We start from the raw sequence: 23,655 nt of genomic DNA, 5'->3' as shown, positions 1-23,655 counted from the left end.
GCATGGTTGGTAGCCGGTTTCCGCTTCTGCGCCCACGTTTCCCTTACGCCGCAAGAAGACATGCGGCATCGCCACGTGACCCCGCAGGATCACGCGCTCCGTCTAAAAAGGACTAGCTAGGCCTTCTTGCTGCTGAGTTCCCGGTCGATCGCTTCGGCCTTCTCCCGCTCACGGGTGGCCCAGTAGAGGGCTTCGTGGTGGTGAGCCCGATCCACCTCAGCGATCCGCGCATACACAGCCGCGGAACGGACGTAGAAGTCCCGCATCACCTTGGGCGCGGAGTTCGGCGCAGGCATCAGCCCGCCCACGACGTCGTGCGCCTCCATCAGCGTGCGAGCCTCCTGCGCAGGCGCCCACTGCTCCGACTTCGCCATGCTCATTCCTCGTCCTGTTCAGCCAGGGCCGCGCGTGACTCCTCGACACGCGCCCGGCGTTCGAACTCCTCAGCCGCAATGGAGCAGGCATGCCGAGCCCACAAGGGCACCGCCAGATCGGCGGCCAAGATCCGCCATGCCTGCGCCACTGCCGAATAACCGAGAGCAAGACGGACCACTGCCCGTGCATCCCCGATGCTGGAAGCGGCGAACAGCGCCGCCGTTTGCTCCGCGTACGCGGTGTTCCAGCGGGCGACCGCCTCACGCGACGGCCGCGCCACCGTCAGGCCGCCGTCTTCTGCTCGCTCTGCCCCTGCTGACCCGCAGGCTTGTTCTCGCGCTTCGGCGGGGTTCCGGCCTGGAGCGAGGCGATGCCCGTGGCCCGGATGGTGAAGCCCTGGTACTTGAACCGGTCACCCATGACGCGCGGCTCGACCGTTAGACCCTCGAACGCGACCGGCCGGACCTCGACACCGGGCATGACCTGTACCGCATGCGGCGGGACGGGCTGGACGTCCGCGAGCACGGTCACCGTGACCGAGGCGTCCCGCTCCTTCTCCGCCGACGGGTCAGTAACGACGACCTTCCACTGCCGCTTGCCAGAGCGTTCGTCGATCTTCTGCTTGGCCTGCTTACCGCGGGCCTTGTCCTCCTGGCTCATGTACTCCATGTCCGGAGCGACCTCGCCGACCATCAGCGCGCCCATCGGAAAGACCTGGTCAAACGCCGCCTCGAAGCGCGTGCCGTACGGAACCGCCATGACAACCTCCCTAGCCTCGCTAGGTCGCCTGTACGACCTAGACAAGTTACAAGCTAGCTAGGTTGTCTAGCCAAGTCAAGCAGATCGGATTTACGCAGGTTGAGCTAGCTCACTAGGCGAGCTAGACAACTCTGCTCGTGGCTGCGAACCTTGATTTGGACAGTCCAAACGGACACTCGTCCAGATGGACACGCGTCTAAACGGGCTCCTGCCCAAACGACGCACGCATACGAGATGAGGAGCTATGGCCCTGGATCCGGACGACCCGCGCCCGCCATATGTGCAGGTAGCGAATGCCTTGCGGGCCGCCATCCTGACCAAGGTCTTCAAGGCAGGGGACAAGCTGCCGTCACGCGCTGAGCTGGCGAAGAAGTACGAAGTCGCGCCCATGACTGTGCAGAACGCGCTGCGCGAGCTGCGCGACGAAGGCCTGATCGTCTCCCGTCAGGGCAGCGGCGTCTTCGTCCGCGAGCGCACCGAACGCCCGGTAGGCCTGCGGCCCCACATCGAGCGCGCGTTCGAGGCCGAGCACGTCACGATCGACTTTGCCGGCTTCTCCGGCGAGACGCTGCAAGGCGTCATGCAGGAGCCGCTGGACAAGATCCGAATCGGCCGGCTGACGCCCGCATCGATTAACATCCGGATGCTCGTCCCGGACACGACTCAGCCGTGGGCGATCCCGTGCCAGGTCGAGGACTTGCAAGACAGCCCAGGCTTCCGCAAGCGCATGGAAGAGATCATGCGCCGCCACACCCTCGCGATCGTGGACAACGTCCAGGAACTCGGAGACCTCGGCCTGGTCAAGGACGTCACCGTCGAGATCAAGGTCCACCGGGCCGCACCGCTGTTCAAGCTCTATCTGCTCAACAACGAGGAAGCCTTCTTCGGCTTCTACCCGGTCCGCGAGCACGTCATCCGCTTCGACGGCGAACCGAAGCCGATCTACGACCTGGTAGGCAAGGAAGCCATCCTCTTCCATCACAGCGTCACTGACGACGACACCAGCACAGGCAGTCAGTACGTTGAGCAGGCTCGCATGTGGTTCGACTCTATGTGGAGCACGGTTGCTTCGGAGTACAGCCGGTGAATGCGGCAGACCGGAAGCTCGAGGGGGCTGACGTCCTACGCAGCCTGCTTTCTGACACGGAAGTGCTATTCCTAGACTTCGACGGGCCTGTCTGCTCGGTTTTCGCAGGCTTCCCTGCACCAGTCGTAGCAGGGCAGCTACGCGAAGTGCTGCACGAAAGCGGCCTGTCAAGTCTTCCAGCCGAGGTGCAAGGCGCTTCCGATCCGTTCGACGTACTTCGATACGCCGCGACCTGTGGTCCCGACCAGCTCCGATACGTAGAAGCGGCCTTGCGGGCGCATGAAGTAGAGGCGGTCATGTCAGCGGCGCCTACGCCATACAGTCGCGAACTCATTCTCGAATGGACTAACTCGGGCCGAGACCTCGCAATCGTTAGCAACAACTCGAAGGCTGCTGTCGAAACGTATCTGGACCTTCAGGGTATCCGTTCATATGTAAGGGTCGCGGTTGGTCGAACGGAAGCCGACCCGAGCCTCCTTAAGCCGCATCCACATCTTGTGGAAGTCGCTTGTGAGCTCACAAATGTGACGCCCGACCGCTGTACGCTTGTGGGTGATTCAGTAGCTGACATCGAAGCTAGCCGAGCTGTAGGGGTTCCGGCAATCGCCTTCGCGAACAAGCCCGGCAAAGCGAACCAGCTGAGAGAAGCCCGCCCGGCCGCAATCGTCGACAGTATTGCAGTCATTTTGGAAGCACTCAAAAATGACTGCTAGCTTCGCCTGATTGCGGCCTCCAGTGTCGACGAGAATCAACGCGTCGACACGCCGCTACCCCTAAATATGAAACCTCGAGTCGTCCTTGTAAGGTGGTTCAGTGTCGCGTAGCCAGCAGGTGAGAGCCGACGATGCGGCGAACCTCGCGCCGTATGTCGCGTACCTCAAGCAGCTTCGCGGCCTACAGAAGAGCTTCAACGCCAACGACCCCGACGACGCAGCCACGGCTGCCGCGCACCTTGACGGTGCCGCTTACACGGCACTTCGCAGTCTCGTTCCGCTCTCAGATCGGAGGACTGCCGGCACCTTCTTCACCTCGTCAGCGCTCCGCTCACGTTTGGTTCAGCCTTACGCAGAGCGCATAGGTGCTGGTGCCGTCGTGCTTGACCCAACGTGTGGCGCCGGTGACCTGCTCCTCGCGGCAGCCGAGGTTCTACCCACCGCATGGAGTAATGCCCAAGTCCAGACGGTTGTCGATCAGAACTTTCGTGGACGTGACCTATACGACGTTCTGGCCCAGGTCACCCGTACTCGTCTGGAGCTATTCGTAGCCACCCGCGGCCAACCTGAAGAACGGCATGGTTCTTCATTGTCAGGAGTATCGTGGCCGCGGCTAGACGTGCGGAAGGGTGACGCGCTAGGCGAATCGACTCCATATGGGTCGGCTGATATTGTTCTTCTAAATCCGCCATATACGCTCAGGTCCTGCCCTGCGGAAACAAGCTGGGCGACAGGTCTTGTTTCGCTGGCTGCGGTGATTACCCTAGACGCAATTAGGCGTTCCCGAGCGGGCACGACAGTGGCCGCAATCCTTCCCGACGTGCTCAGAGCGGGCTCACGCTACGCAAAGTGGCGCGAGGAAGTGAACAAACTGCTCGACGTCAACAAGGTTGAGGTTGTCGGCCTTTTTGATCGATGGACCGACGTCGATGTCTTCATTCTGCACGGCACGGTCCGCGCCGACGAGAAGTCAGACGAATCCGGCAGGGGTTCGAGTATGATCGTCGGCGATATTCCCTCGACGTCGAATACCGCCGATAGCACTGTGCAGGTCTTGGGACAGGTTGCAACGATATCGATCGGTGACGTTGTGCCCCACAGGCATGATCCTTCGTTCGTTGACAAGCGAACGCCAAATGCAGTGCCGTATATTACGACATCCAATCTGCCAATCGGCCAGTCGATACGGGACGTATCGGAGTCAATCGAATGGTCCGGACGAACTCACAAGGCGCCATTTGTGGTCCTTCGGAGAACATCTGCACCATCTCGCGGAGGGGCTCGTCTTGCGCCTTCGATCGTGAGGGCAACCTGCGGAACCTTGGCCGTCGAAAATCACTTGATTGTTGTTCGGCCGAACGACGGCCTCCTGAAGACGTGCGAGCAGCTAGCTGAATATCTGGTGACATCTGACGTCACGGAATGGCTAGATCAAGCAATTCGCACGAGGCACCTGACAAAACGGGTGCTGATGCAACTGCCTATGCGTGGTTCAGCAGGATCTGCGGGTTTGGATTAGTTTTGACGCTGGCACAAGGCTGTAGGCGCGCAGGCCGCGATGTAGCCCTTATGTGCCGCTTCGTCTGGAAGAACCGAGATACGAGTGTCGTCACAGACTATTCGCCAGGTGCCTCCGCAGCACTTCCGTGCGCTTGAGCCATGTGCGACTAACGGAAGTAAGTGTTGACCTGCAGTCTCGTCTTCCAATGCGGGTGCCTCTGTCGCGCAACCTCGACTCAGTTGAGTGCAGCCTAGCCTTGCGGAAGGTGCAATCTCTCGGATTTGGGCGACGACCTCTGCCCGAGGTAAGTCGTAACTTCCGCGGCCATTCGAAAAGATCACCGTCGACGGCGATACCAGATCAATTATCGAGCGAATGTATGGAGACGATCCTTCGCCTCTGCCTCGACCACTTGCTCCACCGTGGTGTGGGTAAACCAAGACCTGCGCGTTAAGTTTGTCGGATTGGCCGTCCTCCGTTAAATGCTCCAAACCTACGTCGTCGAGATCTGCAGGAAGAAGCGCAACAGGTTTGTCAGCGGCATCGATCCGAATAACGGCTGACCGACTGTTAGCAGTGATGGTGCGACCGGCTTTATCCTTTGCGCCAGCTGCCAGTGCTGACAATTGGATACCTGGTGCCAGCACATTGATTCGGACAGGGCCTTCGCCGAAGACCATGCCCTGCCTGAGCTGTAATTCGATCAAGCCTCCAGTTCGGTCGTGCCATTGTTTCAACTCCCATGCGAGACTGGCCCATATAGAGCTGGGCTTGCTGTCTGGGTTGACATACACAGCTCGGACATCGAACGTTTCCGATGCAAGCAGGTTGATCGTTCCCGCGACATGATCGCGGTCTGAGTGGCTTAGTAACACGCGGTCGATGCGGTTGATTCCCTCAGCTTCGAGGAACTTGATAAGCGTGACACCGAGCCCTGCATCGATGACGGTAACGCTGTCGCCGGCCTGTAGTACCGCTGCGTTTCCATGGCCGACGTCCAGGACATCCAGGGTACATAACGAAGTCACGCTGCTTCCCAGTCCTTGAAATAGAGGGTAGACGGGTCTTCGGCTTCCAAGTTGACCTGTGCGTGGCATCGATACTGAGCACGTACTGTGCTTCTAATCGTATCTGGAAGCATCTTCCGTGGAAGTTGAATGAACTTCTCGCTGTGCCACCCCGGAATCTCCACTGTAACGTGGTTCTCTTCGACTTCCACCACGCAGATCTGCGTCCGATATGGCCTTCGATGGGGCGCAAATGTGCCTGTGAGCTCGGCGATTGTTATTTCTAGAGACATGAGAAGACGTTCGGGTTCGAGGTCTTCCCAAGAGAGCAGCACTGGGATTCGATCTAGAAACGGGCGGATTTCGTCGAGGTGCGCGGAGTTTTCCCATCTCGTGCATAGCACGGCTGGAAACCCGCGACTGTATAGGGTGGCGGCAATCTGTGCGCCATCGACAGGTGCGAATTGACTCACCCGTAGATGCTGATCACAAAGTACAGCGTCAACTCTTCCCAGCAGATCATCGGTGTACCTAGCGAGGTCCACTATCGGGTCGTTCTGAGCAACCGCTTCTAGTTGCGCATCTTGCACGGCCCAAGAGTAACTCTGGCGCGCGTGCTCGTCGTCGTCGATCACGCCTACCCGGTGGACGGTTCGTCCGCCGATTTCCACCCTTAGACCTCCAGTAGTGGTAGTTCGATGCTGAACGCAGCGCCACCAAGTTCGCCGTGAGCTTCTGCGCTTACCTTACCGCCAAGATCTGCTACGGCGTCTCGAACAATCGTGAGCCCGAGTCCAGTTCCATTTTCCTTCGAGGTTTGCCCGGCAAGCCAGATATCCTTCATGGGAAGGTCTTCAATGCCTGGACCATTATCGGATACTCGCAGCGTGAAGGATTGACCGTCTGCAGAACTTTGAATCTTAATTCTTCTACTATTGGTCGCAGACTCTTCAAGGGCAACTAGCGAGTTGTTAACGAGATTGGTGAGCACAGACTCCAGTGCTGCCTCTGTTCCATGGACATGCGGGCTTCCGGGGTACAGATCCACTTCCACGGAAACTCTGCGTTGTTCGAGAAAGGGCGCTAATGTGCCTAGGAGTTGATTGACTACCAAATGTACATCAACGCGACGCGACCGCCGCTTTCGTGCCTCGATCAAGCGTAGAGTAACTGACCCCAGGACCCCTAGTGAGCGCAAAGCGCGATCGAGCGCGTCCAACTGTTCCTGGAGGAGGTCGAGAAAACCTTGGCCGAACGTCGTGGCTCCGCGTCGACGGATCGCCTTAGCGCACTGATCGATTACCTTCAGTGGACTGCCAGCACTCTCGTGTGCGAATGTTGCAGCTGTAATTCCCGCAGTCGCAAGGGTCCTGTAGAGCTGAATCTCTGAACGCAGCGTATCGCGCTCTTTTTCGTTTGCTCGCTCATACTCGTTGAAGGCTTTTTCAAGCTGTTGTATGTTGCTCGAGCCGCTCTTGCGGATCTCTTCCACCACCGTCGTTCGACGGCTCTTGCTTGCTGCTTCAGCAGCTTCTTTCTCTTCGCGACGCCGCTTATCCGACGCTGCTTGGCGCCTTCTTGCCATGAACTCGGCTGCATCGACGGCAAATCGGTGGAGCTCTTGGAAAGCCTCCGAGTCGATTATCCCGTGGCGATCGGTCTTCTGTTTGAGTAGTTCCTTTTCGTCCTGGACGGTTACGCGGCCGATGGCTGTGTTGGTGCCTGGACGATTCTCTGGACTGCGGACACGGGCCAGGTTGAGGCCAAGCCAGTCGTCGCCAGGGTCTCCATAGGGAGCGACCCTAAGCCCGTTTAGATAGAGGTGGACACCACCGAACGACCGTAGCCACTCTCTAACCTCCTGCAGCGATACTGCACGCATTCGAAAGTCTTCGGCGGAGAGGATAAACACCCATAGGTCAAGCCTGGCAGCTGGGCATTGATACGGCCGCTTCTCGCGATTCAGCTCGGACGGCTCAGCGACGTACAGAGGTCCGTCGAACGCATCAAGAACTTGAGCTGTTGCATTCCCTTCACTGTCTACCTCTGCTACCAGATGGTACTCCGCTTCGGTGAAGTATGATCCGGCAACGAGCTTGCTGAGATCTTCGTACTCCGTCGATATCAGCTGTGGACGAAACGCTTCTGGATCGTCTCCGAACGGATCAGCGAGCAGAAGCAGGCCTCTTGCTAGACGCTTTGCGTCCGATCGACCAATTCGTCCTCGAAGCTTCTCGATAGCTATTTCTGTTCCGTGTGTTTCGTCTGTTGGGTGTGACGAAATTTCGAGGTCTACTTGGTCGATTAGCTCAACTTCGTCGAATCGGTCCCAGTCGAGAACAAGCGTGTTCTCCTCGCCAGGCTTTGCTTCTGCCCTAGTTGTTAGCCGTGCAGTGTGGCCCAGCCGGAGGGCGGCGAGACGGCCTAGGCCCTTGTTTCCCGCAGGAAGGCGGTCACGCTTGGTCCGGACACTTGTAACCTTGGTACTCCGGCCGAGGACAAGCCAGCCATCTTTGATTTGCTCGCTGGTCATGCCAGTACCGTCGTCGACGACTCTGACGGTTCCGCCTGGTTGCTCTACGCCGACCAGCTCGATCGTGCACCCCGTCGCGTCAGCGTCGTACGCGTTCTTTACGAGCTCGATGATGCCTTGGTCGATGCTCGGGTTTAGTTCTTCGCCGAGTCGGCGAAGGACCTCAGCTGCGAACCGAATCTGTGCGCGCGGTGTTGGGTCCACGACACCTCCCGTGGTCATTGTGCACGGCGAGCTGGTTACCGCCATAGAGATGATCGCCGGGGTAGCGTCGGTGCACGGCAAGGTGAAGGTGCGTAGGTCTCGCTGCACGAGTTGGGTGGTGCCGAACTTGGCTCTATGGGATCAAGGCGCGCCGCCGTCGGCGGCGCGCACGGGGCCTGTCACGCTGGCACCGGCTCCCCATCCATCACGGCACGCCGGGCTCCCGCTTCGCTCCGCCCGTCGGCCGTGCGGCGCGGCCGGCGTCCATCCATGGCAGCGCGCCGCCGACGGCGGCGACAACCAGGAGCTCCCGGCACCCAACCTCCAGGACGATCGCGCGATCCAGGACCTGACCGAGCTGGGCACGGCGATCGACGCCCGCCAACGCTCCGCGCCGACGGCCACCGGACACGCCAAAGCCGCCCGACCGAGGAGCCAGCGGGACGGGACAACCACATGATCAGCCACCAGGACGAGGTGTAGCTACGGGTGTAGCAACGGTCCGGGACGGGTTGGGACGGGACAGCACCCCTGACCAGGCAACACCGACAACCGCGGACTACCCCGAACGAGCCGGAACAGCCAGATGCAGCCTTGAAAGCGGGAGACGGGCAACCGTCCGGGGGTTCAAATCCCTCCGCTTCCGCAAACCAGAAAGGCCGGGGCCAATCGCCCCGGCCTTCCCAGCTATCAGCGTCGCGCCACGACCAACAACCGATGGCTGCCGATCCCGAACGCGCTGCCGTACGTGTCGCCGAACAGTTCGACCGACCCATATCCAGCAGACCGCAGCATTCGACTGAGCTCAGCCGCCGTGTACACGTGCTGAACGGCAGTCGACCGCTGAGTCCGCTCACCATCGGTGAACTCGAAGTCGATCGACAGCCGCCCAGCCGACACGTCGTACGAGTTCGCGGCGACCATGTCGACACCGCCCGCCGACATCCGGATCTCGCCCGGCAACGACGGCAGCAACGACTCGGCCGCGCAGCCGTAGTCGAGCACCGCGACGGGTGCGACGGCGGCCAGGGCGGTGAGGAACTGCTGGTTCTCCGCGTGGTCCAGGTAGCCGAAGCTGTTGCCCATGCAGATGGCGAGATCCGCGGAGAACCCGTGCGACGAGAGATTGCGGACGTCGTCCAAATGCCAGTCGACGTCCGCGCTCGACTCACGCGCGTGCGAAATGGCCTCGGCGGAGATGTCGAGACCGGTGACCGAATAGCCGCGGCTGGCCAGTTCGACGCTGTGCCTGCCGCTGCCGCAAGGTGCGTCCAGCACCCGGCGCCCCGAGCTGAAGCCGACCACGAAGTCGATCTCGGCACGAGTCTGCGAGGGCTGGACGGCACCGCGCCAGAACCCGTTCGCGAGGTCGGTGAAGAAAGAGGTGTACCACGTCAAGGTGAAGCTCCTGGTGATCGCAACGAAAAGGATGCGAGGTATCACCGGGTACTGCGGAGGCACCCGGTGTGTCCGGGGCTGCCCATGGCATCGACCTTGTCTCGTGTGGAACGGAAGACCTGACTAAAGCACACTGACACCCAAACGAAAAAGCGATTTACGGAGCAACGGAACGCGGCGTGGAGAAGCGGATCATGTTGCCGGACGGGTCGCGGAACGCGCAGTCGCGGACGCCGTAGAACTGGTCGATCGGCTCCTGCAGGACCTCGGCGCCGGCCGCGCGGACCTGCTCGAACTTCGCGTCCACGTCGTCCAGTTCGAAGATGATGCCCTGCAGGGATCCCTTGGCCAGCAACGCGTTCAGCGCTTCGTAGTCGGTCGGCGGGACGGGTGGACCCACCAAGGACAGGCCGATCTCGATGTCCGGCTGGTCGGCCGGGCCGACGGTGAGCCAGCGGTAGTCCTCGACCGACTCGTCGGTGCGGACCTCCAGTCCCACGACGTCGCGGTAGAACGCCAGAGCGGCGTCCTGGTCGTGGACGAACATGAACGTGTGCGAGAGCTTCATGAGCGAAACCCTAGGTAGAGCGGGCGCGCGACGCTTCTCCAAACCTGCTCGGTCTCGTCAGGCCCTTCAGGTGACATCCCGGCACCCGTGCCAACGAATCGTGAGTGCGGGCTCGGTAGGCGGACGGCGTCTCGCCGACGAGCGCGGTGAACCGGGCCGAGAACGAGCCCAGGGACGTGCAGCCGACTTCCACGCAGACCTCGGTGACCGAGAGGGTTCCCAGGCGCAGCAACGCTTTGGCGCGCTCGATCCGCCGGGTCATCAGGTAGCCGTACGGGGTCTCGCCGTAGGCCGCGCGGAACTGGCGGGAGAAGTGCGCCGGCGACATCAGGGCGGCGCGGGCCATCGCGGGCACGTCCAGCGGCCTGGCGTACTCGCGGTCCATCAGGTCACGTGCCCGGCGCAGGTGCGCTAGGTCCTCCGGCGTCACGAACAACAGCATGCCACCCGCGGGCACAGTCCTCCCCGCGATGCTCACGCTTTTCCAACCCCGTCGGTTGCCCTCATAAGAGGAAAATCTTGAACGCATTTTCGTGACCGCTTTGACACTTCCGCGAACACCTGGGCTGCGGTACTTTTCGGACGTCTTGCGGGCGTGTGCGGGGGCTCTGACGTCGGCAGATGCCATCATCTCGGGGTCTTTTGGGGGATCCGTTGTCAGGTAGATCGTTCAGTGCTGCGCTCAGAATCGGTGCGTTGACCACTGCCGCGGCGCTCGTGTTCAGCACGGCGGCGTTCGCGCAGGACGAGCCGACGAGCACACCGCCGGCGCCCACCGAGACCACGACGCCGGCACCGGTCGAGACGCCCGCGCCGCCGACGAGCACCGAGCCCGCGCCCACCAGCGAACCGGCACCGCCCCCCGCCCCAGCGCAGCAACCGGCCCAACAACCGGCGCAGCAGCAGGCGCAGAACAACGTGACCGGTGTCCTCTACGCCGACAAGAACGGCAACGGGCAGCAGGATCCCGGCGAGGCGATCTCCGGCGGCAAGATCGCCCTCTGGGGCAGCACCCGGCACGAGACGACCAGCGACGCGGACGGCAAGTTCGGCTTCGCGGGGGTCGCTCCCGGCACGTACAACCCGTTCTACGAGCTGCAGGACGGCTGGGTCGTGCACCGCCCCGACCTCAACGGCAACATGCTCACGGTCACCGCGAACGCCACGACCCACGTCGTGGCACGGGCTGAGCGGCCCTACTCGGAGCAGTTCGAGGTGAGCGCGTCGCTCGACCGCGACAGCTACGAGTACCCCGGCTTCGTGAAGATCGCGATGGCCTTCACCAACAACACCGACCGCCGGATCGCCCACATCGGCCCGCAGTGCAACCGCGCGAACAAGCAGAACGCGCTCGGCAACAGCGCCGAGTGGTACCTGCAGTTCCCGCTCTCGCTGGAACCCGGCCAGACGCGCAAGTTCACGGTCACCGAGAAGGTGCCGCAGGGCGCGCTCACCGAGGGCGTCGCCACGCTCGACTGCGTCTTCGCGCCGAACAGCGGCTGGAACACCGACGGTCCGTCGGTGTTCGCCCAGGCGACGGTGGTCGGCGGCATCAACTACACGATGGTGCTCGGCCAGGACAAGAACGCCAACCAGCGCATCGACGCCGACGAGACCGTCAGCGGCGCGCAGGTGGTGCTGCTGGACCCGAAGGTCGGCGTCCAGATCGCCGAACGCACGAGCGGCGCGGACGGCAAGGTCGTGTTCACCGGGCTGAAGGCCGGTGAGTACCGGGCGGTGCTCCTCGGGTCGTGGGACTTCACCGACGAGGGCCAGAAGCTGGTGCAGGTCACCGAACAGGGCGGCGCGAGCGACAAGTTCCTGAAGTTCGCCTCGCCCCCGTCGCTGACGACCACCATGAAGTTCGACAAGCCGCGCTACGAGTCCCACGAGATCGTCCGCGTCGACGTCACCGTCACGAACAAGGGCGGCAAGACCGCCGAGCGCTTCCGGCTGTTCGACTCGTTCTACGACCTCGACCTCGGCTATCCCAACCAGTGGGGTGACGTCCGGCGGGACGGTCCTGGCGTGCGGATCGCGCCGGGGGAGACCCGCACGTTCAGCGTCTCCGGCAAGATCCGCTCCTTCCCCAACGGCAAGCTGTCGCTCTGGGGGATGGTGGAGTACATCGGCGTGCCGAACCCCGGCAACAACAGCTTCTCCGCCCAGGCCGAGGTCGTGCAGACCAACGGCGACCTCGGTGGCGTGGTCTACATCGACCGGAACCACAACAAGCGGCAGGACCCCGGAGAGGAAGCCGCGGACGTCCTGGTCGAGGCGAACGGCGGTGCGCCGTACGGCTACGTCAAGACCACGACGGACGCCAACGGCCGTTACTCCTTCAAGAACATCCCGTCCGGCAACTATTGGGTCGGCTACACGCTGGCCGGCGGGTGGATCGTGCACAGCGAGGGCGACGGCCCGGAGATCCGCGTGACGCCCGGCGCGCCCGTGCAGCTCACCGCGCGTGCGGAGCGCCCGTACACCGAGGCGCTCAGGGCGACGATGGTGCTCGACAAGTCGGTCTACTCGATCGGCGAGGAAGCCAAGGTCACCATCACCCTGTCGAACCGGGCCGACTACGAGGTCGGCCGCATCATCGCCGCGTGCGACCGGGCGGGCAACGGCAACCAGCTCGGCAGCGGCTGGCCGATGGCCGAGGGCTGGGGCGATCTGCGCGAGACGGGCGTGACGCTCGCCGCCGGGGAGACCAAGACGATCATCGTCAAGGAGAAGGTGCCCGCGACCGCGCGCTGGGAGAACCGCGTGCACGTGGCGTGCGACTTCGCGCCGTGGGCCGGGTGGAACTACGACGTCGTGAGCGCCTACGACTGGGCCAGCGTTCCCGGTGGCACGGGCTCATTGGCTGGTCCGCTGGCGTACGACCGCAACAAGAACTTCGTCGTGGACCCCGGTGAGGCCATCGGCAACACCAGGGTCTTCCTGATGACCGACCGCGAGTTCGGCGGCATCGTCGCCGAGACGGTCTCGGACGCCGAGGGGAACGTTCGCTTCGACGGCGTCCCGGCGGGTGACTACTGGTCGGTGGTCGACGGCCCGTGGAAGTCCGAGGGCGAATGGGGCGGCCACCACCAGATCCTCGCCGACCAGCTGGCGCGGACGTCGTTCTTCGTGGTGCCCGGTCCGGACGTCGCACCTCCGGCCGGCGGCGACAACGGCCAGCAGGGCGGACAGTCCGGCGGCGGCAGCAGCACCGGGGGTGCGCTCGCCAAGACCGGCGCCAGCGTGCTCGGGCTCGGCGTGGTCGCCGTGCTCCTCGTCGCGTTCGGCTTCGGCGCTCGCATCGCCGGCCGTCGCAAGACTTCTTGATCCTTCCGCACTAACTCTGGGGTACCGATGTCAGAGAGATCCGCCAGAAGAGGCATGCTGAGACTCACCGCGCTGGCCACCGCCGCCCTGCTCGCGTTCGGCGGCTCGGCCAGCGCGCTCGCGCAGGACGACCCGACCGGCGCCCCGCCGACGCCGACGGAAACGGTGACGCCGCCGTCCTCGACCGACCCGGAACCGCCCGCGTCGACCGAGCCGTCCACGCCACCGCCGTCGTCCACGGAGCCGTCCACGCCGTCGACACCTCCCGCGGACCCGTCGACGCCGCCCAGCGAGACCCCGGCTCAGCCGCCCGTCGTCCCACCTGCCACGACGGTCGAGCCCGAGCTGAAGCCCGCCGAGCAGAAGCCCGCCGAGCAGAAGAACGAGCAGCAGGCCGAACAGGCCGCTCCGGACCTCAAGCTGTCCGTGAAGTTCGACAAGCCCGAGTACTCGTTGGGCGAACCGCTCGGCATCACGGTGACCGTCCGCAACGACGGTGACGCTCCCGCCAACCAGATCCGGTTCGCCAGCGAGCCCTTCTCGATGCACCTGACCACCGGCGTCGAGGACCTGGTCTCCCGTCCGAGCCTCGCGCCGGGTGAGGCCAAGACGATCAAGCTCGGCGCCAAGGCCCAGTGGGGTGCCCCGAGCGTCGCGCTGACCGTGCGCACCTACGTCGAGGGCGCGACCGACAAGACGCCGAACGACAACATGGTGCGGGCCGAGGCGAAGTTCGTCAGTGAGGCCGGCGTCGTGAACGGCGTGCTGTTCGAGGACCGCGACGGCAACGGCGTCGTGAGTCCGGGCGAGGGCATCGACTTCCAGTCGCTGCGGCTGTCCGGCGGTCCCGAGTTCCCGAACTCGGCCACCACCTACGACGGCGGCCGGTTCACGATGCGCGATGTGCCGCCCGGCACGTACCAGGTGCGCTACCAGGGCCGGACCGGCATGGGTCCGGACCTCACGGTCAAGCCCGGCCAGTTCGTCGTGGTGAAGAAGGGCGAGACCACCGAGGTCGCGCTGCAGGCCGTGCCGACGCTGTCGCGTTCGCTGTGGATCCAGGGCGTCTCGTTCGACAAGCCGAGGTACGCCAAGGGTGACGCGATCACCGCGAGCGTCAGACTGCAGAACAACGGCGCGGCACCGATCACCGGTCTCGTCGCGGTCTGCGACCCGGAGAACGACCCGGCGACGCTCGACGGCACCGGCGACGGCTGGGGAGACCTGCGCCCCGACCGCGCGGGCGTCACGATCGGCGCACACGAGACGAAGACCGTCACCGTCACCGACATCGTGCCCGACGTCGACTACCCGACCGGCAAGGTCTACTTCGCCTGCACCTTCAGCGTCGACGGCCGCAACACCGACTTCAGCGGCGGCTACGGCTCGGCGAACCCCGGCATCACCGCCGGCGTGGACGTCGCCGGCACCCGCGGCAGCCTGTCCGGCCGGGTGCTGAACAACAACGGCGGCGGTGTCAACGGTGCCAAGGTCGTCGCGTACAACCCGGCGAACAACCGGATCGTCGGCCAGGCGGAGACCTCCTGGGGCGGGGCCTGGAACATCCGGAACCTGCCGCAGGGCAAGATCGCGCTGCAGGTCGTCGGCGACTGGAAGCTCGAGGACGGCAGCCCGCGACGGCTCGTCGACGTCATCGCGGAGCAGGACGTCGAGGTCGACCTCGTGGTCGTGCAGGGACCGTTCGTGAAGGACCCCACGGTGTTCGCGCCTGATCTCAAGGTCTCGGTCTCCTTCGACAGGCAGACCTACGACATCTCCGAGCCGGTCCGGCTGACGATCAAGGTCGAGAACATCGGCACCGGCACCGAGCCCGCGCGGGGCAGCTGGCACGGCACGCCGCTCAACGAGCAAGAGCCCTACTACGACTACCAGGAGCTCCGGAAGTTCCTTGACCCGCAGATCGAGCTGTGGCCGGGTGAGAGCAAGCAGGTCACCGTCAGCGCCCGGCCCAGGGACGGCGGCAGCGATCTGGAGAAGCTGCGCAAGCTGCGGTATCTGGCCGAGGTCGGCACCTTCACCGGTGACCCGAACTACGACAACAACAAGGCCGAGGCAAGCGCGGACGTCACGTGGGGCACCGGTTCAGCGTCGGTTCTCGTGTACGGCGACCGCAACCTGAACGGCAAGGTGGACGCGGGCGAGGAACTCGCGAACCGCAAGGTCCAGTTCGGCGGCGGCACGCCGTGGGTGAACAAGGACGGCAGGACCGACGCCTCGGGCCGGGTTCGGTTCACCGACCTGCCCGCGGGCCAGTACCGCGCCTCGGACCAGTACGACCGCGAGTCCGGCTGGCTCCCCGGCGGCAGCAACACCGACGCGGAGCAGACCGCGGTCGTGAACCCCGGCGACGAGGGCACCGCGACGGTGCGGCTGGTTCGGCCGTTGTCGGACGAGCTGAAGGCGACGGTCAAGTACGACAAGGCGACCTACCAGCCCGGTGACACGGTCGGCATCTCCGTCTCGATCACGAACGGCACCGCGAAGTCGTTGCTGGTCAAGGGAGGCTGCTGGAACACCCAGGACGCGTACATCGGCAACGACACCGCTGAGTGGGGCCTGTTGCACAGGGACGCTGCCGGTGTGGAGATCGCGGCCGGCGCGACTTTCAACCTCCACGTCAACGCTCCGTTGCCCGCCGCTGCGGCGGATTACGGCTTCGTGCGCACCGGCTGCACCTTCGGTCCGGACCTCGTGTGGGGCAGCCCGACCACGCTCACGACGGCCAGGGTTCCCGGTGCTGCTGAGACGTTCGACGGCTTCGTGCGCACCGACTTCAGGGACCCGAAGCCGGTGCCGAACGTGAAGCTCGTGCTGCTCGACCCGGAGACGAAACAGCCGGTCGCGAGCACCACCACGGATGCGAACGGCGGCTGGGTCTTCCCCGACTTCCCCGTCGGTGAGTACACGGCGCTCGTCGTCGGTCCGTGGCGGGTCGTCGTGGACAGCGAGAGCGAGGGGCTCGTCAACGTCCGCGGCCGCGAGTGGCCGTCGTACATCTGGGTCGAGCCGGGCCCCGACGTCGCCGACCCGACCATCGTCCGCCCGGGACCCGGTGGTGGTGCCAACACCGGCACGACTCCGGTCGCGGCGATCAAGAACAGCGACGCGCTCGCGAACACGGGCGTCAGCGTTCTCGGTCTCGGGCTCTTCGGGGTCCTGCTCGTGCTGGCGGGCGCGGCGTTGCGGCGGAAGCCGACCGCACCACGCGTTACAGCTTGAGCCCAACCTCACACGCTCCATCCACAGTGGAGCGTGTGAGGTACTTTTCAGTGGTCTGACCGGCGCGTGCGGGGGCTATGACGCCGAAGGACCCACCACCAACGGGATCTATGGGGGATCCATTGTCCGAGAGATCGGTCAGCCGCGCCCTGCTCAGAATCGGGGCATTGGCCACCGCCGCGGTACTCGCGTTCGGCACCGCCACCACTGGTGCGTTCGCGCAGGAGCCGGAAACGCCCACGTCGACCGTCGAGCCGACGCAGCCGGAAACGCCGGCGCAGCCGCCGACGACCGAGCCGAGCACGCCTCCGTCCACTTCGGAGGAACCGGCACCACCGTCGACGACCGACCCGGCGCCGCCCACCTCGACGGAGCCGGGCACGCCGTCGGCCCCGGTCGAGCCGAGCACGCCGACGACACCGTCGACGCCGGTCGAGCCGTCGACCCCGGACACCAGGCCGGAGCAGGACGGGAAGCTCGCGCAGCTGCCGGCGAACGTGCCGCCACCCGATCTCGCCGTGCAGGTGCAGTCCGACAAGGCCGAGTATCTGCCGGGTGAGGACATCAACGTCACCGTCACGGTGACCAACAAGAGCGAGACCGTCGCGGCGAACGTCCGGTTCGGTCACGTGATCCAGAGTGCTTGGCTGGCGAAGGGTGCCGACGAGCTGAGCTCGCGGCCGTCCATCGCGAAGGGCCAGCCGAAGGTCATCCGCCTCGTGCTGCGGCCGTCGAACCTGTCCCTGCCGTCGGTGCCGTTCCAGTTCCGCGCGACCGTGGATGGCGTCGCCGACCCGACGCCGGGTGACAACGGCACGGACATGTACTTCAACGTGCGTCAGCTCCGTGGTGACGTGTCCGGCGTCGTCTACTCCGACAAGAACGGCAACGGCGCGTTCGACGCGGGCGAGGGCCTGGCGAACTCCTGGATCAGCACGCGAGGTGGCACGCCCTCCGAGACGAGGTCGAGCTTCACCGACGCGAACGGCGCGTTCAAGATGTGGACCTTGCCCGCCGGTGCGCACAAGGTCTGGTCCGTCGACTGGCTCAACCAGTACGTCGTGCAGCCGGGCTTCGCGGACTTCGTCGTGGAGAACGGCAAGGAAACCAAGATCATGGTTCCGGTCGCGTCGCCGGTGAAGACGACGCTGACCGCCGCCCTGGCGTTCGACAAGCGGTCCTACGCGCCGACCGACGAGGTCGGCCTGGACATCACCCTGAAGAACAGCGGCAGCCAGGCCCTCACCGGCGTGGTCGCGGTCTGCGAGAGCTACAACAGCCAGTACCTCACCAGCGCCGGCTGGGGCGCGTTGGCGCCGAACGGCGCCGGTGTCACGGTGCCCGCCGGTGGCGAGTTGAAGGTCCGCGCCACCGACAGCGTGCCGAAGGGGCTGAACTTCACCACGTTCTACGCCTCCTGCTCGTTCGGCAACGCCGGTGCCAACAACAGCGGCTACGCCTACGCGGGCACGGCATACGCACAGGTGCACGGCATTTTCGGCCGTGTGTTCGGCAAGGTCGTGAACGCCGAGAACAACGAGCCGGTGCGCAACACGCCGGTCAGCGTGCTCGACGCCGTCACCCGTCGGCCGCTGAAGGACGCGCGGACCTGGGAAGACGGCAGCCTTTCGGTGTGGGACGTGCCGGTCGGCAAGGTCGTCTTCGTGGTGGCCGGCAAGTGGGCGCCCAAGGACGGCAAGGAGTTCACCGCCGACATCGTCGCCGACACCGAGAACAGCGCTGATCTCCAGGTCGTGCCGAGTGATGTCGACGTGCCCGCGCCGGCCGCGCACAAGCCGGACTTCACGGTCACCGCGAAGTTCGACAGGGACGCGTACGACATGGGCGAGCCGATGAGCATGCACGTCACGGTGAAGAACGTCGGCACGGGCTACGACGCCGACGTGAGCCTCTCCACCGAGTGGTCGAGCGACATGAACGAGTTCGAGTTCGACAAGTCGCAGCTCGGCGAGTTCGCCGACTCGAAGTCGGTGCGCTTGTGGCCCGGCGAGAGCCGCGAGCTGACCCTGGTCGGCCGCGCGCCGTTCTACCTGCGTGACAACAAGGTCTCCCTCAAGCTCAAGACCACGTCCTTCCAGGACCAGAACCCCGAGAACAACACCTCGGCCGCGGTCACCACGGTCAACTTCCTCAAGGGTGACGCGGTGATCGTGCTGTACGGCGACCGCAACGCCAACGGCAAGAGGGACGCCGGCGAGGAGCTCGCCGACACCCAGGTGACGGTGTCCGGCGGCAGCAACCCGAACATCTGGAGGGACGGCAAGACCGACGCTTCCGGCCGCGCCTCGTTCAAGGACCTCCCGGTCGGTGTGCTCAAGGTGTGGGCGTACTACAACGACGGGTGGGTCCGGCACGAGACCGCTGAGCTGACCGTCAGCGCCGACGTCGAATCGGTGCTCGAGGTCGGCGCGGTGCGGCCGTTGTCCGACAAGCTGCCCGCCTCGATCAGGTTCGCGAAGCGCGAGTACGCGCCGGGTGAGCGCTACGAGGCCGCCATCACGATCACCAACAACACGGGCGCGGACCTGCCCGCGGTGAAGGCGTTCTGCAGCGGTCCGGGTGAGCCCGGGGAGATCCACAACTCGGAGGCGAGCTGGGGACCGCTGGCCGCGGACGGCGCGGGCGTGTCCGTGCCCAACGGGCAGTCGAAGGTCTTCCACGTCTCCGGTGCCCAGCCGGAAGAGGCGGCGCGCATCGGGTACGCGATCGTCGGCTGCAACATCGCGCCCGACCCGTCCGATCCGGGTGCGGCCGACGCCACGGACGTGTTCCGGGTGCCCGGTCAGCGCGCCGACGCCATCGGCGAGCTGCTGAAGGACGACCCGAACGGCGGTCAGGAAGACCTGCCGGTGGCGGGCCAGACCCTCGTGTTGCTCGACACCATCTCGAAGAAGGTGGTCACGCGCACCATCACCGGCGCGGACGGCAAGTTCAAGGTCTTCAACCTGCCGGTCGGCCGGTACGACGTGGTCGCGCCCGGTCCGTGGCAGATCGAGTACCGCCGGATGAACCCGTACTTCCACGTCCGGGTCGGCAGCGAGACCTGGGAGCAGACGCTCTTCCTGGTGCCGGGCCCCGAGGTCGGGGACCCCGGTTACCCGCTGCCGGAAGACCAGACCCCCGGCACCAACGTGCCGCCTGTCGCGGGTTCGGCCGGTGGAGGTTCGGGTGACGCTCTGGCCAAGACCGGTGCGAGCGTGCTGGGCCTCGGCCTGATCGGTGCGCTGCTCGTGGCCTTCGGTCTCGGTGCCAGCGTCATGGGCCGCAGGCGCCAGACCGCATAAATCGCACCACAGAACCGGCGGGCCCCGGCACTCACCCCGAGTGCCGGGGCCCGCCGAACATCACCACATTCGCTCACTTTGGGGAATCCACATGTCCGAGAGATCGGCCAGACGCGCCCTGCTCAGGGTCGGCGCCTTGGCCACCGCTGTCGTCCTGGCCTTCGGCGGCACGTCCGCCGCGTTGGCGCAGGACGACCCGACGAGCACCCCGCCGGTGCCGACACAGACGTCCACGCCGTCGGCGGAGCCCACTCCGTCGTCGAGCGAGCCCGCACCACCCTCGTCCACGCCGACCAGTGAGTCCGCTCAGCCGACCGAGCCTGCCGAGCCGACGACCGAGGCTCCCACCGCACCCGTCGAGGCCCCGGCCACACCGGTCGAGGCTCCGGCCGCGCCCGCCGAGCCGCCCAAGGCCGCCGTCGGCAAGTTCACGGTCAAGTTCATCCACGACCAGGACGGCGACTCCTGGGACGACCCCGGTGAGGAGATCGTCGGCCTCAAGGTGGCCGTGCTGAACCCGGCCACCGGCACCAAGGTCGCCGACTTCGTGAGCGGACCAGACGGCAAGATCGTGTTCACCGGGATTCCGGCCGGGCAGTACTGGGGTGTGTTCGACACCGCCTGGAAGTTGCGCAGTGGCCAGGGCGGCATACCGGTCTACGTCCCGGAGTCAGACACGGGTGGCGGCGGCATGTACCTCATGGAGCCGGGGACGTCCGCCGCCGACCTGCGCGGCTCGCTGACGTTCGAGAAGTCGAGCTACGAGTCGCACGAGACGGTGCGCATGACCGCGACCGTCACCAACATCGGTGGGCAGACCGCCCGGCGCGCCAAGCTGATGTGGTCGCTGTTCGCCGTGGAGACCGCTGAAGAGCAGTGGGGCGACTTCGGCTGGCGCGGTGCCGGCATCGACCTGGCCTCCGGGGAGTCGCGCACGTTCCAGGTCTCCGGTCCGATCCGCGACATCTCGAACGGCAAGGTGCGGCCGTCGACGATCATCGACTGGGACGGCCGGCCGAACCCGTGCCAGTGCGGGCTCTCGGGCGAAGTCACCGTCGTGCAGACCAAGGGCGAGATCTCGGGAGTCGCCTACGCCGACAAGAACCGCAACGGACAGCAGGACGCCGGCGAAGCGGCCGCGGGCGTCGTGGTCGAGGCCAACGGCGGTACGCCGTACGGCTACTTCAAGACCACCACGGAAGCGGACGGCCGTTACGCGTTCAAGGATTTGCCGTCGGGCGACTACTACGTCGGTTACACCTTCGCGGACGGCTGGGTCGTGCACTCGGACGGCACGGACTCGAAGGTCCGCGTACAGCCGGGCGCACCGGTCCACCTCACGGCTCGCGGTGAGCGTCCGTACACCGAGTCGCTCAGCGCGACGCTGACCCTCGACAAGGACGTCTACCAGGTCGGCGAGGAAGCCAGGATCACGATCACGCTGACGAACTCCGGTGATCGCGCGCTCAGCGGCATCCAGGCCTGGTGCAACCGCATCGGCGACGACAACCAGCTCGGCGGCTCGCCGGGCAACGGTCCCGCCACGGGCTGGGGTGAGCTGATTCCACCCGGCAAGGGCGTGACCGTCGGCGCCGGTGAGACCAAGACGTTCATCGCCACCGAGAAGGTGCCGCAGGCCGCGTTCAACTTCGGCACGGTGGTCGCCTCCTGCGGCTTCGCGCCGTACGCCGGCTGGAACACCGACGCCGCCGAGGCGTTCGACTCGGCCCGCGTTCCCGGTGGGTTCGGTTCGCTGGTGGGCAAGCTCTACCACGACCGCAACGGCAACTGGACGGTCGACGAGGGTGAGGCCATCGGCAACACCCGGATCGTGCTGCGCGACCGCGAGCGGAACGTGGACGTCGCCGAGACGATCTCGGATGCCGCGGGCAACGTGCGCTTCGACCGCGTTCCCGCCGGTGACTGGTGGGCGTGGGTCGACGGGCCGTGGAAGTTCGAGGGCGAGTGGGGCGGCCACGTCCGGGTCCACGCCGGCGGCGAGTGGCGCAGCGACTTCACGGTCGTGCCCGTCCCGCAGCCTGAGACGCCTGCCGGTGGTGCCGGTGGTGGCGGTGGCGGCACTCCGCCGCCCGCACCTGCAGCTGCTGGTGGCGGTGACGCGCTCGCCAAGACCGGTGCCAGCGTGCTGGGCCTCGGCCTGATCGGTGTGCTGCTCGTGGCGTTCGGTTTCGGTGCCAGCGTGATCGGTCGCAGGCGCCAGATCGCATAACTGAAAGTCGAATTGCAGGCCCGGCACTCACCCTGAGTGCCGGGCCTGTTGTTGTCAGCGACACACTTCGCTGTCCCGAGTGGAGTGTTAGCGTCGCTAACTGTTGGGTATCTGGGGGTGGACATGACGGTCTGGGAAGCAATCGCGGTGGTCATCGCGGGTGTGTTCGCAGGCGGCATCAACACCGTCGTCGGCAGCGGCACGCTCGTGACGTTCCCCGTTCTGCTCGCCGTCGGTTACCCGCCCGTCGTCGCGAACGTGTCCAACAGCCTCGGCCTCGTGCCCGGCTCGCTGTCCGGCGCGTGGGGTTATCGCGAGGAGTTGAAGGGGCAGAGGTCCCGCATCGCGAAGCTGCTGCCGGCCTCGATCCTCGGTGGCATCGTCGGCGCGATCCTGCTGGTGACGTTGCCGGACAAGGCGTTCAAGGCGATCGTGCCGGTGCTGATCGTGATCGCGCTGGTCCTCGTCGTGATCCAGCCCTGGCTCAACCGCAAGCTCTCGCACAAGCGCGGCAACGGCGACGGCGGCGTGCTGCTGTGGCTCGGGGTCTTCGCCGCGGGCATCTACGGCGGCTACTTCGGCGCCGCGCAGGGCGTGCTGGTCATGGGGATCATGGGCGTGCTCGTCAACGAGCACCTGCAGCGGATGAATGCGCTGAAGAACCTGCTGACCGCGTTCGTGAACCTGGTCGCGGGCGTCATGTTCATCTTCATCGCCGACGTGGCGTGGCTGGCCGTGCTGCTGCTGGCCGTCGGGTCCGTCGTCGGCGGCCAGATCGGGGCCAAGATCGGCCGCAAACTCCCACCCGCCGTGTTGCGCGGCGTCATCGTGGTGGTGGGAGTCGCGGCGATCGTTCAGCTGCTCATGAAGTGAAGGTGCGGGCGGCGGCGAGGAAGGCGTCGTTCTCCTCGGGTTCGCCGATGGTGACGCGGGTGCCGTCGCCTGCGAACGCGCGTACGACGACTTTGTGTGCGAGGCAGTGTTCGTTGAACGCGGCGGTGCGTTCGCCCAGTGGCAGCCAGACGAAGTTGGCCTGGGTTTCGGGGACGTCGTAGCCCATGGCGAGCAGTTCGCCGCGGACGCGGGTGCGTTCGGCGACGATGGCGCGGCAGCGGACCATGAGTTCGTCTTCGGCGTCGAGTGAGGCCATCGCGGCGACCTGGGCGAGTGCGTTGACGGAGAACGGTACGTAGACCTTGCGCAGGGCTTCGGCGACGGCGGGGGGTGCGACGGCGTAGCCGATGCGCAGGCCGGCCAGGCCGTAGGCCTTGGAGAAGGTGCGCAGCACCGCGACGTTGTCGCGGCCGGCGGCCCACTGCTGTTTGGCGAGTTCGACGCCGTCGGGGATGTGGGCGTCGTCGACGAACTCCTTGTAGGCCTCGTCGATGACCACGAGCACGTCGCT

The 23,655-nt window shown here is 65.3% G+C and carries 19 protein-coding genes; 8 read left to right on the top strand and 11 right to left on the bottom strand.

Features of this window, described 5'->3' with window-relative positions; translation table 11 throughout:
• Positions 1-116: 116 nt before the first annotated feature.
• Genes G7043_RS22140 through G7043_RS22130 form a run of 3 tightly spaced genes read right to left on the bottom strand, consistent with a single transcriptional unit; the run spans position 117 to position 1,134 of the window.
• The gene (locus G7043_RS22140; RefSeq protein ID WP_166048349.1) at positions 117-374 is read right to left on the bottom strand and encodes an AMED_5909 family protein; all 258 of its coding nucleotides are present in this window, start codon (positions 372-374) and stop codon (positions 117-119) included.
• A 2-nt stretch (positions 375-376) separates the two neighbouring features.
• Entirely contained in the window at positions 377-655 is a 279-nt protein-coding gene (locus G7043_RS22135; RefSeq protein ID WP_166048347.1) for a hypothetical protein, read from the bottom strand.
• Between the two features lie 2 nt (positions 656-657).
• The gene (locus G7043_RS22130; protein WP_166048345.1) at positions 658-1,134 is read right to left on the bottom strand and encodes a hypothetical protein; all 477 of its coding nucleotides are present in this window, start codon (positions 1,132-1,134) and stop codon (positions 658-660) included.
• A 244-nt stretch (positions 1,135-1,378) separates the two neighbouring features.
• On the opposite strand from G7043_RS22130, the gene G7043_RS22125 reads away from it, so the two are divergent.
• The 3 genes from G7043_RS22125 (at position 1,379) to G7043_RS22115 (ending at position 4,453) form a co-directional block, all read left to right on the top strand.
• The gene (locus tag G7043_RS22125; protein ID WP_207311556.1) at positions 1,379-2,221 is read left to right on the top strand and encodes a GntR family transcriptional regulator; all 843 of its coding nucleotides are present in this window, start codon (positions 1,379-1,381) and stop codon (positions 2,219-2,221) included.
• Positions 2,173-2,934, top strand: a complete 762-nt coding sequence (locus G7043_RS50405) for an HAD family hydrolase (protein WP_390827686.1) — start codon at positions 2,173-2,175, stop codon at positions 2,932-2,934. Before G7043_RS22125 ends, G7043_RS50405 begins: the two co-directional genes overlap by 49 nt.
• An 862-nt stretch (positions 2,935-3,796) precedes the next feature.
• A complete protein-coding gene (locus G7043_RS22115) occupies positions 3,797-4,453 on the top strand; it encodes a hypothetical protein (protein WP_166048341.1) in 657 nt (218 codons plus the stop codon).
• Here the strand turns inward: G7043_RS22115 and G7043_RS22110 are convergent.
• The 7 genes from G7043_RS22110 to G7043_RS22080 form a co-directional block, all read right to left on the bottom strand.
• Positions 4,450-5,463: a ComEC/Rec2 family competence protein gene (locus tag G7043_RS22110; RefSeq protein WP_166048339.1), complete on the bottom strand. Its 1,014-nt coding sequence runs from the start codon at positions 5,461-5,463 to the stop codon at positions 4,450-4,452. The genes G7043_RS22115 and G7043_RS22110 overlap by 4 nt on opposite strands.
• On the bottom strand, positions 5,460-6,113 hold the full coding sequence (locus tag G7043_RS22105) for a hypothetical protein (RefSeq protein ID WP_166048337.1): 654 nt from the start codon (positions 6,111-6,113) through the stop codon (positions 5,460-5,462). Before G7043_RS22105 ends, G7043_RS22110 begins: the two co-directional genes overlap by 4 nt.
• 2 nt (positions 6,114-6,115) lie before the next feature.
• Positions 6,116-8,179 (bottom strand): sensor histidine kinase, encoded by a 2,064-nt coding sequence (locus tag G7043_RS22100; RefSeq protein ID WP_166048335.1) that lies wholly within the window; start codon positions 8,177-8,179, stop codon positions 6,116-6,118.
• Between the two features lie 205 nt (positions 8,180-8,384).
• A complete protein-coding gene (locus tag G7043_RS22095) occupies positions 8,385-8,591 on the bottom strand; it encodes a hypothetical protein (protein WP_166048333.1) in 207 nt (68 codons plus the stop codon).
• 278 nt (positions 8,592-8,869) lie between these two features.
• The gene (locus tag G7043_RS22090) at positions 8,870-9,577 is read right to left on the bottom strand and encodes a class I SAM-dependent methyltransferase (RefSeq protein WP_207311555.1); all 708 of its coding nucleotides are present in this window, start codon (positions 9,575-9,577) and stop codon (positions 8,870-8,872) included.
• A gap of 157 nt (positions 9,578-9,734) precedes the next feature.
• Positions 9,735-10,145 (bottom strand): VOC family protein, encoded by a 411-nt coding sequence (locus G7043_RS22085; protein ID WP_166048331.1) that lies wholly within the window; start codon positions 10,143-10,145, stop codon positions 9,735-9,737.
• A gap of 10 nt (positions 10,146-10,155) precedes the next feature.
• Entirely contained in the window at positions 10,156-10,587 is a 432-nt protein-coding gene (locus G7043_RS22080) for a helix-turn-helix transcriptional regulator (protein ID WP_207311604.1), read from the bottom strand.
• Between the two features lie 254 nt (positions 10,588-10,841).
• Between G7043_RS22080 and G7043_RS22075 the strand changes: the two genes are divergently transcribed.
• From G7043_RS22075 to G7043_RS22055, 5 genes are all read left to right on the top strand, one after another.
• The gene (locus G7043_RS22075) at positions 10,842-13,475 is read left to right on the top strand and encodes an SdrD B-like domain-containing protein (protein WP_166048329.1); all 2,634 of its coding nucleotides are present in this window, start codon (positions 10,842-10,844) and stop codon (positions 13,473-13,475) included.
• A gap of 54 nt (positions 13,476-13,529) precedes the next feature.
• Positions 13,530-16,715, top strand: a complete 3,186-nt coding sequence (locus G7043_RS22070; protein WP_166048327.1) for a carboxypeptidase-like regulatory domain-containing protein — start codon at positions 13,530-13,532, stop codon at positions 16,713-16,715.
• Positions 16,716-16,837: 122 nt separating this feature from the next.
• Entirely contained in the window at positions 16,838-20,020 is a 3,183-nt protein-coding gene (locus tag G7043_RS22065; protein ID WP_166048326.1) for a hypothetical protein, read from the top strand.
• A gap of 91 nt (positions 20,021-20,111) precedes the next feature.
• Complete coding sequence (locus tag G7043_RS22060; RefSeq protein WP_166048323.1) at positions 20,112-22,250, top strand: SdrD B-like domain-containing protein; 2,139 nt, start codon at positions 20,112-20,114, stop codon at positions 22,248-22,250.
• A gap of 123 nt (positions 22,251-22,373) precedes the next feature.
• On the top strand, positions 22,374-23,123 hold the full coding sequence (locus tag G7043_RS22055) for a sulfite exporter TauE/SafE family protein (protein ID WP_166048321.1): 750 nt from the start codon (positions 22,374-22,376) through the stop codon (positions 23,121-23,123).
• Here the strand turns inward: G7043_RS22055 and G7043_RS22050 are convergent.
• Positions 23,113-23,655, bottom strand: a 543-nt coding sequence (locus tag G7043_RS22050) for an aminotransferase class I/II-fold pyridoxal phosphate-dependent enzyme (protein WP_166048319.1), incomplete at its 5' end; no start/stop codon positions are given. The genes G7043_RS22055 and G7043_RS22050 overlap by 11 nt on opposite strands.

It is taken from the genome of Lentzea alba (assembly GCF_011067745.1).
Classification (GTDB): domain Bacteria; phylum Actinomycetota; class Actinomycetes; order Mycobacteriales; family Pseudonocardiaceae; genus Lentzea; species Lentzea alba.
This window is presented reverse-complemented; position numbering and strand designations above follow the sequence as displayed.